We start from the raw sequence: 16,495 nt of genomic DNA on the forward strand, positions 1-16,495 counted from the left end.
CGCGCCGAGGATCATGGCGCCATGACCGCTGTGCGCACCTGCCTCTGGTTCGACGGCCGCATCGAGGAGGCCGCCGAGCTCTACGTCTCGCTCGTCCCGGGATCCCGCATCGTGTCGATCGAGCGCTACCCGGAGGGCCATCCGTTCCCGGGCGGGCCGGAGGGCGGCGACGCCCTCACGGTCGACCTCGAGCTCGCGGGCGTGCCCTACCAGCTGCTCAACGGCGGGCCGATGTTCCCGCCGACCGAGGCAGCCTCAATCGTCGTGACCGTCGACGGGCAGGAGGAGGTCGACCGCCTCTGGGACGCGCTCGTCGCCGACGGCGGCGAGGAGTCGCAGTGCGGCTGGTGCAAGGACCGCTTCGGCGTCTCGTGGCAGGTCGTGCCGCAGCAGCTCGTCGACCTCATGCGCGGCCCGCACGCGCAGGCCGTCACGCAGGCGATGCTCTCGATGCGGAAGCTCGACGTCGCCCGGCTCGAGGCCGCCGCGCGCTGAAGCGGACCCGGGATACACACGGACGTCCACACCGGACGTCCACACCGGGCATCCGGCCTCCGTCCAGGTGAGGGACCCTCGCGACTGCGAGCGTGGACGGGCGCGCGACGGCCGTGCGCACGAGAGGAACGCATGCAGCTCCGTCCCATCACCACCCTCGCGCTCGTCGCCGCGGTCGGCCTCGGCCTGTCCGGGTGCATGGCGTCGCCGCCCGCCGACGAGGAGGCGCCCGCCGCCACCGAGGTGCAGGAGGACGCGTCGACCGCGCCCGAGGCGGAGGAGACCGGCGCCGATGACGCCGCCGAGCCGGCCGCCGACGCCCCCATCGACGGCTGGCCCGCCGAGGTGCCGGTCCCCGCGGGCGACCTCGAGCAGGACGCCTCGAACGACGCGCAGATCGTGGGCGCCTTCCGGGTGGCCGACGCGAGCGCCGGCGAGGCGTACGCGGCCGAGCTCGAGGCGGCGGGCTTCACGCCGATGGAGGGCGCGCCGAGCGAGATCGCCGGGGTCGAGGCGAACGTCTACGAGGGCGCAGGGCACCTGGTCGCGACGTCGATCGTCGAGGCCGGCGACGTGGTGCTGCTCAGCGTCGCGATCCAGCCGATGTGATGCAGGCGATGTGATCCACGCCATGTGAGGCGCGGCTCGCGCGCCCGTCCGCTCAGCGGGCGAGGCGCGCGAGCAGCCCCGCGTGGAGCCGACCGTTCGTCGCGAGCGCCGAGCCGTGCCAGGGCCCCAGCTCGCCGCCGATCGAGGTGAACGTGCCGCCCGCCTCCTCGACCACGGGCACGAGCGCCGCCATGTCGTAGGGCTTGAGGTCGAACTCGCCCACGACGTCGACCTTGCCCTCGGCGAGCAGCATGTAGCTCCACGCGTCGCCGTAGGAGCGGGCGCGCCACACATCGCGCTGCAGGGCGACGAGGTCGTCGATGCGGCCCGCGCCGTCCCAGCCCTGGATGGAGTTGTACGAGAGCACGGCGTCCGAGAGGTCCGAGACCTCGGAGACGCGGATGCGGTGCGCCTCCTCGCCGGCCGGCTGCTTCCACGCGCCCGAGCCCTGCGCGGCCCACCACCGCGCGTGCAGCGCGGGCGAGGAGACGACGCCGACGACCGGGTGGTGGTCGACCACGAGCGCGATGAGGGTCGCCCAGATGGGGGTGCCTCGGAGGAAGTGCGCGGTGCCGTCGATCGGGTCGATGATCCACTGCCGGTCCGTCCCGCCCGCGGCACCGGGCTGCTGGCCGAACTCCTCGCCGAAGATCGCGTCGTCCGGCCGCTCGGCGGCCAGCGCGTCGCGGATGCTCCGCTCGACCGCCCGGTCGGCGTCGGTGACATGCGTCGCGTCGGGCTTCGTCGTGATCTCGAGGTCCTGCGCGCCGAAGCGCTCCATCGCGATCGCGTCGGCGGCATCCGCCATCCGCAGCGCGAGCGCGAGGTCGTCGTCGTAGCGGCTCATGGCTCCAGCCTACGTCCGCGGCGCGCGCCGGGCGCGGGCCGGATCACTCCTCGAAGCGCTGCCGGCGGGCCGCGACGAGCGTCGCGAGCATCCGCTGCATCGAGGCGACGCGCCGCGGCTCGAGGCGCCCCTCGGCGGCGGCGATCGCGAGCTCGCAGTACTCCTCGTCGGGCTGGTGCGCGCAGCCGCGCGGGCAGTCCTCCGCGACCGCCGCGAGGTCGGGGAAGCCCTGCAGCACGTTCGCGGTCGCGACGTGGCCGAGCCCGAAGGAGCGCACGCCCGGGGTGTCGATGATCCAGCCGTCGCCGAGCTTGAACGAGACCGTCGATGAGGACGTGTGGCGCCCGCGGCCGGTGACCGCGTTGACGTGGCTCACCGCGCGGTTCGCGCTCGGCACGAGGGCGTTCACGAGCGTCGACTTGCCGACGCCCGAGTGACCGACCGCGACGGTCGTGTGGCCGTCGAGGCGCGCGTGCAGCTCGTCGAGCGGCGGGTCGTCGATCGACGAGCGCCACACCTCGATGCCGAGGCCCTCGAAGTTCGCGAGGAACGGCTCGGGATCGGCGACGTCGGTCTTCGTGACGACCATGACGGGCACGATGCCGGCGTCGAGCGCCGCCACGAGGTAGCGGTCGACGAGGCCGGGCCGCGGCTCCGGGTCGGCCGCGGCGACCACCATGAGCAGCACGTCGGCGTTCGCGACGATGACGCGCTCGACGACGTCGGCGTCGTCGGCCGAGCGGCGCAGCACCGTCGAGCGGGGCTGGATGCGCACGATGCGGGCGAGCGTGCCCTCCTCTCCCGTCGTGTCGCCGACGACGTCCACGCGGTCGCCCGCGACGATCGCCTGGCGGCGCAGCTCGCGCGCCCGGGCGGCGGTGACGACCGACTCGTCGGTCTCGCCGACCCGCACCGCGAGCGTGTACCGGCCGCGGTCGACGGCGGTCACGATGCCGGTGACGGCGTCCTCGTGGGCCGGCCGCTGCTTCGAGCGCGCCCGGTTGGCCTTCGGGTTGGGGCGCTCGCGGACGCTCGACTCGTCGTAGTCCTCGTACGGGTCCTCGTAGTCGCCGAGCCAGCTCATCAGGCCCGGCCGCCCTCGAGCATCGCCGCCCACAGCTCGGGGAACTCGGGGATGGTCTTGGCGGTCGCGCCGATGTCGTCGACCTCGACGCCCGGTACGCGTAGGCCCACGACTGCGCCCGCCGTGGCGATCCGGTGGTCGTCGTAGGCGCTCCAGGCGCCGCCGGCGAGCGGCGTCGGCTCGACCCGGATGCCGTCGGGCAGCGCGACCGCGCGACCGCCGACGGCCGCGATGTCGTCGACGAGCGCCTGGATGCGGTCGGTCTCGTGCCCGCGGATGTGGCCGATGCCGGTGATCTCGACCGGTCCCGACGCGAGCGCGCCGAGCGCGACGATCGTGGGCGCGAGCTCGCCCGCAGCGTGCATGTCGAGCGTCGCGCCGGGGATGCGCCCGCCCACGGCTTCGACGACGAGCGCGCCGTCGGCGAGGTGCGAGGCGGCGCCGAACGCGCCGAGGAGCTCCGGCAGCATCCGGCCCACCTGCGTCGTCTCCGCCGGCCAGCCGTCGAGCACGATGCGGCCGCCGACCGCGACGACCGCGGCGAGGAACGGCGCGGCGTTCGAGAGGTCGGGCTCGATCTGCTCGTCGAGCGCGGCGATGGGGCCCGGCTCGACGCGCCAGGTGCGCTCGTCGACGATGCGCGCCTCGACGCCGCGCTGGTGCAGCGCGTCGAGGGTCATCTCGATGTGAGGGAGCGAGGGCAGCCGCTCGCCGTCGTGGCGCAGCGTCAGCCCCTCGTCGAAGCGGGCGGCCCCGAGCAGCAGCGCCGAGACGAACTGGCTCGAGGCGCTCGCGTCGATCGTCACCTCGCCGCCGCGCACCCGGCCCTCCCCGTGCACGGTGAACGGCAGGCGCGGCTCGTCGGCGTCGACGCGCACGCCGAGCGCGCGCAGCGACGCGATCGTCTGGTCCATGGGGCGCTTGCGCGCGTAGGGGTCGCCGTCGAACGCGACGGGGCCGTCGGCGAGCGCCGCGACGATCGGCAGGAAGCGCATCGCCGTGCCCGCGAGGCCGCAGTCGATCGCGCCGCCGCCGACCAGGGCGCCCGGCTCGATCCGCAGGTCGGGGCCGAACAGGCCGTCGCCCGTCACCTCGCGCACGCCCGCGCCGAGCCGCCGCAGCCCCTCGGCCATGATCGTCGCGTCGCGGCTGCGCAGCGGCCGGTGCAGCGTGCTCGGGCCGTCGGCGAGCGCCGCGAGCAGCAGCGCCCGGTTGGTCAGGCTCTTCGACCCCGGCAGCTGCACGCGCGCGTCGATGCGCGCGGTCGCGGTGGGAGCGGTCCACGGACGGGAATGCGAGGCCTCGGTCATCGGTTCCAATCTAGAGGCCCGGGGTTCCCCGGGGCTCGACGGATGCGCAGGAAGGGGGGCCGAGTGCCGCTCGCGACACTAGACTCGCCCGCGATGACGACCGAGCAGACCGCCGACGCGAAGCGCGACGACTTCGAGGAGCAGGCGATGCAGTACGCCGACCAGCTCTACGGCGCCGCCATGCGGATGACCCGCAACCCGGCGGACGCCGCCGACCTCGTGCAGGAGACGCTGCTCAAGGCCTACGCGGCCTACGACTCGTTCAAGCCCGGCACGAACCTGCGCGCCTGGCTCTACCGCATCCAGACGAACACCTACATCAACACCTATCGCAAGCAGCAGCGCCGGCCGTTCGAGGCGCCGCTCGACGACATGGAGGAGTGGCAGATCGGCGACGCCGAGTCGATCTCCGCCACGTCGTCGCGCAGCGCCGAGGCCGAGGCGATCGACCGCATGCCCTCGGGCGCGGTCACGCAGGCGCTGCAGTCGATCTCGGAGGACTTCCGCATGGCGGTCTACTGGGTCGACGTCGAGGGCCTCAGCTACGCCGAGACGGCTGAGGTCATGCACACGCCCGTCGGCACCGTCATGAGCCGCCTGCACCGCGGCCGGCGGCTGCTGCGAGGACTGCTCGCCGACTACGCGCGGGAGCAGGGGATCACCGTGGAGGAGAAGCCGTGATCGACCAGAAGGAGTCGAAGGGCGACTGCCGCGAGGCGCGCGCCGCCCTCGAGGAGTACCTGCACAACGAGCTGTGCTCGGAGGACGCCGCCGACGTGCGCGCGCACCTCGCCGAGTGCCCTGACTGCTCCGCCGAGCACCACGTGGGCGAGACGCTCACCGCCGCGCTGCAGGGCGCGTGCAAGGACCGCGCTCCCGAGGACCTCCGCGCGCGGCTGCTCGCGAGCCTCCGCGCGGCCAAGGCCGAGCACGAGTAGGACCACCACGACGAGCGGGGACCCGGGTCGACCGGGTCCCCGCTCGCGTGCGGGCGCACGCGCGACGCGGTGCTCGATGGCTCAGGCCGCCTCGAGCGCCTCGTCCTCGAAGCCCCGCTCACCCGCCTCGGGGGCGGAGCCCTCGGGCGCGGGCTGCACCGGGATCGAGCCCGTGCTCGGCCGCCGGGTGCCCTCGCCGAGGTAGCGCTCCGTGCCGGCGAGCGTGAGGAACGCCGGGTAGGCCTCCTCGAGCGCCGTCTCGCGGAACAGCGCGATCGCCTCGTCGAAGCGGTCGCCCTCGTGCCGCTCGAGCTCGTGCTCGAGGGCCGCGACGAGCGCCTCGCACCGCTCGCGCGTGATCGTGCGGCCGTCCTCGGTCTCCGACTCGTTTGCGATCCACTGCCACACCTGCGATCGCGAGATCTCGGCCGTCGCCGCGTCCTCCATGAGCGAGTGGATCGCGACGGCGCCGTGGCCGCGCAGCCACGCCTCGCAGTAGCGGATGCCGATCTCGACGTTCGAGCGCAGGCCCGCCTCGGTGATCGAGCCCTCCGCGGTCGAGAGGTCGATGAGCGCGGCGCCGTCGACCGGCACGTCGTCGCGGGTGCGCGCCAGCTGGTGCGGCGCGTCGCCGAGCACGGCCGTGAACGCCTCCCTGCAGGTCTCCACGAGGCCGGGATGCGCGACCCACGAGCCGTCGAAGCCGTCGCCGGCCTCGCGCGCCTTGTCGGCCGCGACCGCCGCGAGCGCGCGCTCGGTCGCCTCCCGGTCCTTCGCGTTCGGCACGAACGCCGCCATGCCGCCGATCGCGTGCGCGCCGCGGCGGTGGCAGGCGCGCACGAGCTGCTCGGTGTACGCGCGCATGAACGGCTGCGTCATCGTGATGCTGCGCCGGTCGGGGAGCACGAACGCGGGCCCGCGCAGGCGGAAGGCCTTGATGATCGAGAACAGGTAGTCCCAGCGCCCGGCGTTGAGGCCGGCCGCGTGGTCGCGGAGCTCCCAGAGGATCTCCTCCATCTCGAACGCTGCCGTGATCGTCTCGATGAGCACCGTCGCCCGGATCGTGCCCTGCGGCAGCACGAGCAGCCGCTGGGCGACGACGAAGACCTCGTTCCAGAGCCGCGCCTCCTCGTGCGACTCGAGCTTCGGCAGGTAGAAGTACGGGCCGCGGCCGCGCGCGACGAGCTCGTCGGCGTTGTGGAAGAGGTGCAGCCCGAAGTCGACGAGCGCCCCCGACATCGGCACGCCGTCGACGAGGATGCGGTGCTCGTCGAGGTGCCAGCCGCGGGGGCGCACGACGATCGTCGGCGTCTCCTCGGCGGTGACCCGGTACTCCTTGCCCTCCTGGCTCGTGAACGCTATGCGTTCGCGGATCGCGTCCTGCAGGTTCACCTGGCTTGCGATGACGTTGCGCCACAGCGGGCTCGAGGCGTCCTCGCAGTCGGCGAGCCAGACCTTCGCGCCGGAGTTGAGGGCGTTGATGGTCATCTTGCGCTCGATGGGGCCGGTGATCTCGACCCGCCGGTCCTCGAGGCCGGGCGCCGGGGGAGCGACGCGCCACGAGGCGTCCTCGCGGATGCGCCGGGTCTCGTCGCGGAAGCCCGGATCGGCGCCGTCGGCGAACGCGGCGCGGCGCTGCCGGCGCACCTGCAGCAGGTGCTGGCGGGTGGGCTCGAAGCGGTCGTGCAGCTGGAGCAGGAACGCGAGCGCGTGCTCGGTGAGGACGCGCTCCTGGCCCTCTGCGGTGGCGGTGATGCGGATGCGGCCGGTGGTGCTGCGGTCAGTGGTGGTGTCCATGGTGGTCTCCTCCCGGGTGTCGCGGATCAGTGGAACTGCTCGGTCTCGGTGCTGCCCGCGAGCGCGAGCGTGCCGGACGACGGGTTGAGGGCCGTGGCGACGAGGTCGAACCAGCCGGTGCCGACCTCCCGCTGGTGCCGCGTGGCCGTGTAGCCCTGCGCCTCGGCGGCGAGCTCGCGCTCCTGCAGCTCGACGTAGGCCGTCATATCGTGCTCCGCGTAGCCCTTCGCGAGGTCGAACATCGAGTGGTTGAGGGCGTGGAAGCCCGCGAGGGTGATGAACTGGAAGCGGAAGCCCATGGCGCCGAGCTCGCGCTGGAAGCGGGCGATGTCGGCGTCGTCGAGGTGCTTGCGCCAGTTGAACGACGGCGAGCAGTTGTACGCGAGCAGCTGGTCGGGGAACTCCGCCTGGATGCCCTCGGCGAAGCGCCGCGCGACCTCGAGGTCGGGCGTGCCCGTCTCCATCCAGAGCAGGTCGGCGTAGGGCGCGAAGGCGCGGCCGCGGGCGATGCACGGCTCGATGCCGTTCCGCACCTCGTAGAAGCCCTCGCTCGTGCGGCCGCCGGTGAGGAACGGGCGGTCGCGCTCGTCGACGTCGCTCGTGAGGAGCGTCGCCGCCTCGGCGTCGGTGCGGGCGATGATGACGCTCGGCACCCGCTCGACGTCGGCCGCGAGGCGCGCCGCGTTCAGCGTGCGCACGTGCTGCTGCGTGGGGATGAGCACCTTGCCGCCCAGGTGGCCGCACTTCTTCTCGCTCGCGAGCTGGTCCTCCCAGTGCACGCCCGCGGCGCCGGCGGCGATCATGCCGCGCATGAGCTCGAAGGCGTTGAGCGGCCCGCCGAAGCCGGCCTCGGCGTCGGCGACGATCGGGGCGAGCCAGTCGCGCGTCGTGGTGCCGCTCTCGCCGCGCTCGACCTGGTCGGCGCGCTGCAGGGCGTTGTTGATGCGGCGCACGACCGACGGCACGGAGTTCGCCGGGTAGAGCGACTGGTCGGGGTAGGTCTGGCCGGCGAGGTTCGCGTCGGCGGCCACCTGCCAGCCCGAGAGGTAGATGGCCTCGAGGCCCGCGCGCACCTGCTGCACGGCCTGGTTGCCGGTGAGGGCGCCGAGGGCGCGCACGGGGGCCTCGTCGGTCGTGAGCCGCTCGAAGAGCCGCTCGGCGCCGCGGCGGGCGAGCGTGCGCTCCTCGACGACGGAGCCCTGGAGGCGCACGACGTCGGCCGCCGCGTAGTCGCGCTCGACGCCGCTCCAGCGCGGGTCGGCCGCCCACTCGAGCTCGAGCTGCGCGGCCTCCTCCGCCATCGTCGACGGCTGCTGGCCGGGGGTCTGCTCCTGCATGGTGTCCTCCTCATGAACGCCCGCATCGCGGGGTGCCTGGCACCACCCTGCGGGCGATCCGGCGTCGGCGAGCGGGATCCGTGCCGTGAAGATCTGCACTTCTCCCGCACCCGGGAGGAGCCCGCGGGTGCCGTCGCCGACGTACGATCGCGGCATGGACGACGTCGTCGAGGCATGCGAGGCCCCCGCCGCACCCGCGGCGGCACCCGCACCCGCGTGGAGCCGCGCCGAGCCGACCGAGCGCCGCGCGCGGACGTCGGAGGTCGACGCGCTGCACCTCGGCAAGGCGCTCCGGCACCACCGCAAGCGCTCGGGGCTGACGCTCGACGCGGTGCGCGAGGCGACGGGCGTGGCGCCGAGCCAGCTGTCGGCGATCGAGACCGGCAAGCGCGAGGCGCGCTTCTCGACCCTCCAGCAGCTCGCGGCGCTCTACGGCGTCGGGCTCGACGAGCTCACGGGCACCGCGCCGCCCTCGCCGCGCGCCGCGAGGGAGCTCGAGCTCGAGCGCGTCATGGCGTCGAGCGCGTGGCGCCAGGCGCAGCTGCCGACGTTCCGGATCGGCCCGCGCACGCCGGACGACGTGCTCGAGACGGTGCTCGCGCTCGTCGAGCGGCTCGACCGGGCGCAGGAGGAGCGGGTGGCGACGCCCGAGGAGGCTCGGCGAGCGAACACGCAGCTGCGGGCCGAGATGCGCGCGCGCGACAACCACTTCCCGGAGATCGAGGCGGAGGCGCGGCGCGTGCTGGAGCGGGTCGGCTACCAGGCGGGCCCGCTCTCGCAGCACCTCGTCGCCGCCGTCACCGAGCGGCTCGGCTTCACCGTGCACGACGCGCCCGACCTGCCGCACTCCACCCGCTCCGTCACCGACCTCAAGCGCCGTCGCATCTACCTCTCGCGCTCGCAGCGCACGGGCCACGACCCGCGCTCGGTGCTGCTGCAGGCGCTCGGGCACCACGTGCTCGGCCACGCGGTGCCGCGCGACTACGGCGAGTTCCTGCGCCAGCGCATCGAGACGAACTACTTCGCGGCGGCGCTGCTCATGCCCGAGCGCACCGCGGTGGCGTTCCTCGCCGAGGCGAAGCAGGCGCGGCAGCTCGCCGTCGAGGACCTCCGCGACGCGTTCGCGGTCTCGTACGAGGCGGCCGCGCACCGGCTCACGAACCTCGCGACCGTCCACCTCGGCATCCCCCTGCACTTCCAGAAGGTGCACGAGTCGGGGATCATCTACAAGGCGTACGAGAACGACGACGTCACGTTCCCCGCCGACCACACGGGCGCGATCGAGGGGCAGCCGGTGTGCCGGTACTGGACGAGCCGCGAGGTGTTCGACGCCGACGACCGCGTGCACGCGTTCGAGCAGTACACCGAGACGCCCTCGGGCACCTACTGGTGCACGGCGATGACCGAGCGCAGCCCGCAGGGGGAGTTCTCGCTCTCGATCGGCGTGCCGTTCAGCCAGGCCCGCTGGTTCCGCGGGCGGGCCACGAAGCACCGCTCGCGCTCGTCGTGCCCCGACCCCACCTGCTGCCGGCGGCCGCCCGCCGAGCTGCTCGCCGACTGGGCCGGGCAGGCGTGGCCGAGCGCCCGCGCCCACTCGCACCTGCTCGCGGCGCTGCCGCCGGGCGCGTTCCCGGGCGTCGACGAGACCGAGGTCTACGCGTTCCTGGCCTCGCGGGCCTGAGCCGCGGGCTCAGGAGCCGACTGCCTGCGGCTCGGCGCCCTCGAGCAGCGCGAGCGCCCTCCGCAGCGCGGTGCTCGACGTGTGCGCGGTGTACGGGAAGTAGACGACCTCGACCCCGACGGCCCCGAGGTCCCGCTCGAGGCGGGTGCCCTTGTCGGTGCCGCGCCAGTCGTCGCCCTTGAAGCAGTGGGTGAACCCGAGCTCGCGCCACGCGTCGACCTTGTCGGGCGTCGACTCGACGTGGACGCGGTCGACGAACCGGATCGACCGGACGATCTCGACGCGCTCGAGCTCGGGCACGACCGGCTCGATGCCCTTCACGAGCCGGAGCATCTCGTCGCTCACGACCCCCGCGATGAGGACGTCGCACCGCTCGCGGGCGTGGCGCAGGATGTTGAGGTGCCCCACGTGGAAGAGGTCGAAGGCGCCGGCGGCGTAGCCGATGCGGAGGCGCTCAGGCATGACGGGTCTCCCTGACGTACTCGAGGTGGCGGTGCCCGAGCGCGGCGGCGACCATGCCGCGTCCGCGATGGGCCGTCCTGAGGCCGCGCGCGTCGGCCTCGAGGTCGCCCGCGAGCCGTCCGCCCGCGTGCCGGAGCGCGCCGAGGACGGCGCGGGCGGCGCCGCCCGCGACTGCCGAGGCGCGCACCAGCGTGCGCTCGCCGGCGCGCGCGGCGAGGGCGAGGTCGACGTGGACGGCGCTGTTGCCGCCGTTGAACGCGCGTCGCATCGCCCACTCCCGGGTGACGCGCTCCGCGGGCACGCGGTCCTCGGCGAGCGACTCGTCGCACCAGACGATGCGGCCGCCCGCGGCGATGAGCTGGCGCGAGAAGAGCGTGTCCTCGCCGCCCGCGAGACCGATGCGCGGATCGAACCGGACCTTCGCGTCGCGCAGCTGCCGCAGGTCGACCAGGAGGCTCCCGCAGGCGGCCGCCCGCAGCTCGAGCCCCGTGGGACGCGAGCGTCGCCGGAAGACCCCGGTGGCGAGGATCCAGGGGTCGGCGTCCGTCTCGAAGACCGAGACGACGCGGCCCATGACGGCGGCGGCGCCCGTCTCGAGCCACGTGCGCACGAGGGCGTCGAGCCAGCCGGGCAGCGGCACCTCGTCGTCGTCGATGAAGGCCACGGCATCGCAGTCGCTCGCGAGGTCGAGCAGGCGGTTGCGGACCGAGGCGATGCCCGGCGTGCGCTCGACGGCGCTGCGCACCGGCAGCGGCGAGGCGGCGAGCGCCGCCGCCGCGCTGCCGTCCCGGTCGTTGTCGACGACGAGCACCACGACCTCGACGGGCGCCGCCACCTCCGCGATCCGGTCGGGCAGCGCCGCGAGCAGCTCGGCGAGCCGCTCCGGACGGCGGAACGTGGGGATCGCGATCGCGACGCGCATCATGCCTCCCGCACCGCGCTGCGGATGAAGCGCATCTTGCCGCCGACCTGCTCGATCTCGTCGACGAGCTCGAGCCGGACGGGCACCTCGTCGCGGAGCGCCTCGCGCAGCCGGCCGACCGCCCGTGCGATGCCGGCCTCCGCGTCCTCGCCGGGGATGCATCGCAGCGTCACCGAGGCGTCCGCCGCCTGCACGATCTCGAACTGCCGCACCGACAGCGGCGCGTCGTCGAAGACGTGGCCGAGCGCGCCCGCGATCGTCGTGCCGTCGGGCAGCCGCACCGCGTCCGAGGCGCGGCCCACGATCGGGCCGAGGCGCGGCAGGGTGCGTCCGCAGGGGCACGCGCCGGGCAGCAGCGACGAGATGTCGCCCAGCCGGTAGCGGATGAGCGGGAAGACGCGGTTCGTCGAGTCGGTCGCGACGACGCTGCCCTCGACGCCCGGGGCGGCAGGCAGGTCATCGTCGTCGAGCACCTCGACGCGGCGCACGTCGGCGAGCACGTGCAGGCCGTCGTGGGCGAGGCACTCGCCCGCGAGCCAGGGCACCTCCGCCGAGCGGTAGTGGTCGTGCACGGGTGCGCCGAGCGCCGCCTCGAGCTCCGCGCGCGTGCCGGGGGCGAGGGGAGCGGCCGTCACCGCGACCGCCGCGGGCGGCTCGAGCGCGAGGCCCAGCCGCTCGAGGCGGCGCACGAGCTCGAGCACCCCGCCGCCGTAGCCGAGGAGGAACCTCGGCCGCACCCGGGCCCACTCGTCGGCGAAGGCGCGCACCGCGTCGTCGTCGATGCGGAACGCGTCGAGCTGGATGCGCCTGCTCGGCCACCACGATGCCGTGTGGCGGGCGCGGTCGAGCCCGGCGTGCATGTGGCGCGTCACGATCGCGCGGTCGTCGGCCGGCGAGACGCCCCACCACGAGAGCAGCCGCCACTCGAGGGCGCGCGCAGGGAAGCGGAGGTCGCGGAGGATCCGCAGCGGCAGGCCCGTGCTGCCGCCGGTGGACGACACCGCGCTCGTGCGCGGGGTCGCCTCGTCGGTCCGCACCGCGTCGTGGTGCTCCCTGAGCATCTGCTTGTCGACGAGCGGCAGCGCCTCGAACGCATCGGGGTCGTCGAGGTCGGACGGGCGGAAGCCGTGGCCGGTGTAGTAGTCGCGGTAGAAGGGGCTGCGCTCGATGGCGAACCGGGCGAGCGCCGAGGCCCGCTGCCGCGACCGCGCCTCGAGCGCCGCCGGCTCCTCGACGTCGGCGGCGAGGAACCCCCGCAGCGCCTCGCTGCTCGACCTGCCGCCCACCGCGACCTTCGCCCGGAAGGCCGCCTCCGCCAGCGCGCTCATCGTCGTCCTCGCTTCGCGTCGATCGCGGCCCGGTAGGCGCGCGCGTGGTCGGCGGCGGCGGTGGTCCACTCGCGCGCGCTGAGATCCGGGGACGCGGCGTCGTCGAGCGCCGCCGCCGCGTCGACGGCGGCGAGCAGCGCCTCGGCGTCGAGGTCACCGTCGTACATGTGCACCCACTCGTGCCCGACCTCGGCCGCGAGCGCCTCGTTGGCCGCGGTGCGCGGCACGAGCACGGGCCGGTCGAGCGAGAGGGCCGCGAGCACGCTGCCGGAGTTGTGCATGAACCGGTAGGCGAGCACGACGAGCGAGGCCTCGCTCGCGAGGAGCACGAGCTCGTCGTCCGGCAGGAAGCGCATCGCGAGCCGCGCATCCGGCAGGGTCGCCGCGCGCGCCTCGAGGCTGCGGGCCAGTTCGGGCGTGGAGGGCCGCCCGCCGATCCGGAGGCTCAGGCCCGAGCGGCGGGCGGCGGCGTCCGCGTACGCCTCGACGAGCGAGCCGACGTTCTTGTACCGCCGCACGCCGCCGAAGGCGCCGATCCTGCCCGCGACGCGTCGGGCGCGCGGGTGGCCGCCGTACCAGTCGCGGTAGTGGCCGTGGCGGATGAGGGCGCTCGGCCCCGCCGGCACCTGGGTCGCCGCGCTGAGCAGGATGCGCAGGTCGGCGTCGCGCTCGATGCGCCGGAGGATCGCGAGCCGCAGGGCCGTGTCGTCGGGCAGCTCGACGTTGTGCACGGTGCGCACGACCGCGATCCGGCGCGAGAGCCGGTGCCGCAGCCACAGGAGGCCCGTGAGCGCGGTCTTGCCCGCCGAGCGCCACCAGGTGCTGCCGTGGAGCTTGCCCTCCGGCCAGTGCCAGTGGAAGGCGTCGTAGTCGCCGCGCAGCGCCCGCCGCCAGTCGAAGCGCAGGTGCTCGACCTCGGCCGAGCCGGCGAGGGCGGCGTCGAGCATCGTGATGTACGGGTTGGTCGTTGCGCGCGGCGCCCCGAACGACTGCATGACGCGCACGGGCGCCGGCGCGCCGCCGACGAGGGAGCCGCCGCCGCTCATGATGCGCGGCTCAGCGACCGCAGCGAGCGGTGCCAGCGGACGAGCCCGACGACGAGCAGGAGGCCGTTGATCGCAGCGATCGCGGTGTACGCCGGCACGAAGAGGGCGGGCAGCCACAGCGCGGCGAAGAGCAGGCACAGCAGGCCGTAGTCGGCGGGGACGACGAGCAGCGCGTAGAGCGGCGAGGTGCCGCCGGTGCGCTCGACGACGGGCGCGTCCGGGTGCTGCAGGCGGTGGATGCGCCGGAGCAGGTCGACCGCGATGAGCGCGAAGAAGAAGGTGGAGGCGACCGCCGCGAACACGAGCGGCACGAGCAGCATCGCGGGCGGTGCGTCGAGGAACCGTGCCCACGACACGAGCACGGCGAGGTGGATGGAGACCGCCTTCGCGGCGTCGATGCAGTGGTCGAGCCACTCGCCCGCGAGCGACGCGCTGCCGGTCAGGCGCGCGAGCTGGCCGTCGGCGGAGTCGAGCGCGTAGCCGAGCACGAGGAGTGCCGCGATGACGAGCGAGCTGGTCGCGGTCGGCGGCACGAGCGCGACGGCACCGATGGCCGTGAAGGTGCAGGCGGCGCTCAGCAGGGTGACGTGCGAGGGGCTGAGGCCGAGCGCCGCCGCCATCGCCGCGAGCGGGCGGCCGAGCGGGCGGTTCACGAAGCGGGAGTACGCGGGCGCGCCCCTCGACGACTTCTGCGCGGTGCGCAGGCGAGCGATGCTCTCCGAGATGCCGGTCATCGTGACGCTCCCCAGGTCGGTCGGCGCCATGGTAATCACACTGTTACGAAACTTGCACCCTGCGCAGTCCACCGGCTTCGCACAAGGTTCGCTGAGCGCAGGCGCACGCGACGGGGCCCCGCCAGCCGTCGGCGGCGGCCGTCGCGGCGATGGTGTCTAGCATGGCGACGAACGAGGGAGGGCGTCGTGGCAGAGCCGTGGGCGATCGTCGTCGTGAGCTTCGGCTCGAGCATGCTGCTCGAGCAGCACCTCGTCGCGACCGCGGACGCATCGCCGGACGCGCTCGTGGTCGTCGTCGACAACCGATCGACCGAGGGCGAGCGCGAGCGCGTCCGCGCCCTCGCCGCCGAGCGCGGCTGGCACCTCGTCGCGATGGACGGCAACCCCGGCTTCGGGGGCGGGGCGAACGCCGGCATCGGACGCGCCCTCGAGCTCGGCGCCCGCGCTGTCCTCCTGCTCAACCCGGATGCCCGGATCGGTGCCGACGGCGTCGCTGTACTCCGGGGCGCGGGCGGTCCGCTGTCGCTGCGGTCGCCGCTCGTCCGCTCGCCCGACGGGCGTCCGTGGTTCTCGGGGCTCGACCTCGACCTCGTCGACGGCGAGATCCGCTCGCCGCGCCGTCGCGCGGAGCGCCCCGACGGCGAGCCGATGGCCTGGCTGTCGGGGGCCTGCCTCTGGATCGAGGCGCCGCTGTGGGCGCTCGTCGGCGGGTTCGACGACGACTACTTCCTCTACTGGGAGGACGTCGACCTCTCCCGGCGGGTGCTCGACGCGGGCGGCGAGCTGCTCGTCGTCGAGGACGCGACCGCGTGGCACGACGAGGGCGGCACGCACCGCGAGCGCGGCGCTCGCGCCGAGGCGAAGTCGGAGCTCTACTACTTCTGGAACATCCGCAACCGCATGCTGTTCGCCGCGAAGCACCTCGACCCGGAGGGCATCCGGCGCTGGCGCCGCGCGGCGCCCGGGGCGGCATGGCGGATCGTCCTGCGCGGCGGCCGGCGGCAGCTGCTGCGCCCCGTGCCACCGCTGCGCGCCCTTGTGCGAGGCCTGAGCGAGGGCAGCAGGATCGCTCGGGAAGCGCTGGCGTCGGGCGGCGGGGCGCGCTCCTAGACTGCCGACACCCGAGATCGGAGTCACCATGGCCGAGCCTGCTGCCGAGGGCGCCGAGCGCGCCGCGCTACGACGGAGGGCGCTCGTCGTGGCGAGCGCCGTCGTGGTGGCGCTGCTCGTGGCCGGCGGCTGGTGGATCGCGGCCACGGGGGCCATGCAGCAGGCGGGTGCGCCGCCCGACGCGTCGAGCTCCGCGACGGCGACCGCGACCGCGACGGAGGCCGCTCCGAGCGGGTCCGCCGCGCCCTCGACGACGCCCGGCGCGGCGACGCCGTCGCCCGCGGCGACGACCGCGGCCCCGCCGGGGACGGACGCCCCGATCGCACCGGAGCTGGATCCGGTCGCCGTCGACGAGCCGACGGAGGTCGCGGACGTCCGCGTGACGCTCGCCGACGCCGAGCGCGTGCAGGGCGTCGCGAGGCTGCCCGGCGAGATCTCGGGCCCCGCGGTGCGGCTCACCGTGCGCATCGACAACGACGGCGGCGCGCCGCTCGATGCCGAGTACGTCGTGGTGAGCGCCTTCTACGGCGCCGCGCGCACGCCGGCGAACGAGCTGGGCGAGCCCGGCGGCGCCCCGTTCTCGGGCACCATCCCGCCCGGGGGGTCCGCCGAGGGCGTCTACGTCTTCGAGGCCTCGGATGCCGAGCTCGCGGACGTGCTCGTGCGCGTCGAGACCGCTGCGGGGGAGCCCGCGGCGACCTTCCGCGGCGACCTGCGCTGACGTCGCCTCGCGATCGCGCGTCGCGCGTCCCGCTGCGCACGCGCGGGCGCGAGCACCGCGGGAGTGCCGTCTGC

17 protein-coding genes are annotated in these 16,495 nt (G+C 74.6%); 7 read left to right on the plus strand and 10 right to left on the minus strand.

Going from position 1 to position 16,495, the window contains the following annotated elements; translation table 11 throughout:
* Positions 1 to 21: 21 nt before the first annotated feature.
* Entirely contained in the window at positions 22 to 495 is a 474-nt protein-coding gene (locus IEW90_RS05690; RefSeq protein ID WP_188716922.1) for a VOC family protein, read from the plus strand.
* Between the two features lie 132 nt (positions 496 to 627).
* On the plus strand, positions 628 to 1,104 hold the full coding sequence (locus IEW90_RS05695) for a hypothetical protein (protein WP_188716924.1): 477 nt from the start codon (positions 628 to 630) through the stop codon (positions 1,102 to 1,104).
* A gap of 52 nt (positions 1,105 to 1,156) precedes the next feature.
* On the opposite strand, the gene IEW90_RS05700 is transcribed toward IEW90_RS05695, so the two are convergent.
* Genes IEW90_RS05700 through aroA form a run of 3 tightly spaced genes read right to left on the minus strand, consistent with a single transcriptional unit; the run spans position 1,157 to position 4,345 of the window.
* Positions 1,157 to 1,951, minus strand: a complete 795-nt coding sequence (locus IEW90_RS05700) for an inositol monophosphatase family protein (protein WP_188716926.1) — start codon at positions 1,949 to 1,951, stop codon at positions 1,157 to 1,159.
* 43 nt (positions 1,952 to 1,994) lie between these two features.
* Entirely contained in the window at positions 1,995 to 3,035 is a 1,041-nt protein-coding gene (gene rsgA / locus IEW90_RS05705; protein ID WP_188716928.1) for a ribosome small subunit-dependent GTPase A, read from the minus strand.
* Positions 3,035 to 4,345 carry a 3-phosphoshikimate 1-carboxyvinyltransferase gene (gene aroA / locus IEW90_RS05710; RefSeq protein ID WP_188716930.1) on the minus strand — a complete coding sequence of 437 codons (1,311 nt, stop codon included), beginning with the start codon at positions 4,343 to 4,345 and terminating at the stop codon, positions 3,035 to 3,037. The genes rsgA and aroA overlap by 1 nt, the downstream gene beginning before the upstream one ends.
* A gap of 93 nt (positions 4,346 to 4,438) precedes the next feature.
* Here aroA and IEW90_RS05715 point away from each other — a divergent pair, with 93 nt between their 5' ends.
* Together IEW90_RS05715 and IEW90_RS05720 are read left to right on the plus strand one after the other, a co-directional pair.
* A complete protein-coding gene (locus IEW90_RS05715) occupies positions 4,439 to 5,026 on the plus strand; it encodes a sigma-70 family RNA polymerase sigma factor (RefSeq protein ID WP_229679500.1) in 588 nt (195 codons plus the stop codon).
* Positions 5,023 to 5,283, plus strand: coding sequence for a zf-HC2 domain-containing protein (locus tag IEW90_RS05720; protein WP_229679501.1), 261 nt, complete (start codon positions 5,023 to 5,025; stop codon positions 5,281 to 5,283). Before IEW90_RS05715 ends, IEW90_RS05720 begins: the two co-directional genes overlap by 4 nt.
* An 81-nt stretch (positions 5,284 to 5,364) precedes the next feature.
* Here the strand turns inward: IEW90_RS05720 and aceB are convergent, their stop codons facing one another.
* On the minus strand, positions 5,365 to 7,080 hold the full coding sequence (aceB, locus tag IEW90_RS05725; protein ID WP_188716934.1) for a malate synthase A: 1,716 nt from the start codon (positions 7,078 to 7,080) through the stop codon (positions 5,365 to 5,367).
* A 26-nt stretch (positions 7,081 to 7,106) separates the two neighbouring features.
* Complete coding sequence (gene aceA, locus IEW90_RS05730) at positions 7,107 to 8,381, minus strand: isocitrate lyase (protein WP_373284753.1); 1,275 nt, start codon at positions 8,379 to 8,381, stop codon at positions 7,107 to 7,109.
* Between the two features lie 190 nt (positions 8,382 to 8,571).
* On the opposite strand from aceA, the gene IEW90_RS05735 reads away from it, so the two are divergent.
* The gene (locus tag IEW90_RS05735) at positions 8,572 to 10,098 is read left to right on the plus strand and encodes a helix-turn-helix domain-containing protein (protein ID WP_188716939.1); all 1,527 of its coding nucleotides are present in this window, start codon (positions 8,572 to 8,574) and stop codon (positions 10,096 to 10,098) included.
* A gap of 9 nt (positions 10,099 to 10,107) precedes the next feature.
* Here IEW90_RS05735 and IEW90_RS05740 read toward each other — a convergent pair whose 3' ends face one another.
* The 5 genes from IEW90_RS05740 to IEW90_RS05760 are packed head-to-tail and all read right to left on the minus strand — an operon-like array spanning position 10,108 to position 14,620.
* Positions 10,108 to 10,560, minus strand: a complete 453-nt coding sequence (locus IEW90_RS05740) for an FAD synthase family protein (RefSeq protein WP_188716941.1) — start codon at positions 10,558 to 10,560, stop codon at positions 10,108 to 10,110.
* Entirely contained in the window at positions 10,553 to 11,485 is a 933-nt protein-coding gene (locus IEW90_RS05745) for a glycosyltransferase family 2 protein (protein ID WP_188716943.1), read from the minus strand. Before IEW90_RS05745 ends, IEW90_RS05740 begins: the two co-directional genes overlap by 8 nt.
* The gene (locus IEW90_RS05750; protein WP_188716945.1) at positions 11,482 to 12,810 is read right to left on the minus strand and encodes a phenylacetate--CoA ligase family protein; all 1,329 of its coding nucleotides are present in this window, start codon (positions 12,808 to 12,810) and stop codon (positions 11,482 to 11,484) included. The genes IEW90_RS05745 and IEW90_RS05750 overlap by 4 nt, the downstream gene beginning before the upstream one ends.
* A complete protein-coding gene (locus IEW90_RS05755; RefSeq protein ID WP_229679502.1) occupies positions 12,807 to 13,856 on the minus strand; it encodes a glycosyltransferase family protein in 1,050 nt (349 codons plus the stop codon). Before IEW90_RS05755 ends, IEW90_RS05750 begins: the two co-directional genes overlap by 4 nt.
* Entirely contained in the window at positions 13,853 to 14,620 is a 768-nt protein-coding gene (locus tag IEW90_RS05760; protein ID WP_229679503.1) for a CDP-alcohol phosphatidyltransferase family protein, read from the minus strand. The genes IEW90_RS05755 and IEW90_RS05760 overlap by 4 nt, the downstream gene beginning before the upstream one ends.
* A 156-nt stretch (positions 14,621 to 14,776) precedes the next feature.
* Between IEW90_RS05760 and IEW90_RS05765 the strand changes: the two genes are divergently transcribed.
* Together IEW90_RS05765 and IEW90_RS05770 are read left to right on the plus strand one after the other, a co-directional pair.
* The gene (locus tag IEW90_RS05765; RefSeq protein ID WP_229679504.1) at positions 14,777 to 15,700 is read left to right on the plus strand and encodes a glycosyltransferase family 2 protein; all 924 of its coding nucleotides are present in this window, start codon (positions 14,777 to 14,779) and stop codon (positions 15,698 to 15,700) included.
* Positions 15,701 to 15,728: 28 nt separating this feature from the next.
* The gene (locus IEW90_RS05770) at positions 15,729 to 16,421 is read left to right on the plus strand and encodes a hypothetical protein (RefSeq protein WP_188716946.1); all 693 of its coding nucleotides are present in this window, start codon (positions 15,729 to 15,731) and stop codon (positions 16,419 to 16,421) included.
* Positions 16,422 to 16,495 lie beyond the last annotated feature (74 nt).

It is taken from the genome of Agrococcus terreus (assembly GCF_014645235.1).
Lineage (GTDB): Bacteria > Actinomycetota > Actinomycetes > Actinomycetales > Microbacteriaceae > Agrococcus > Agrococcus terreus.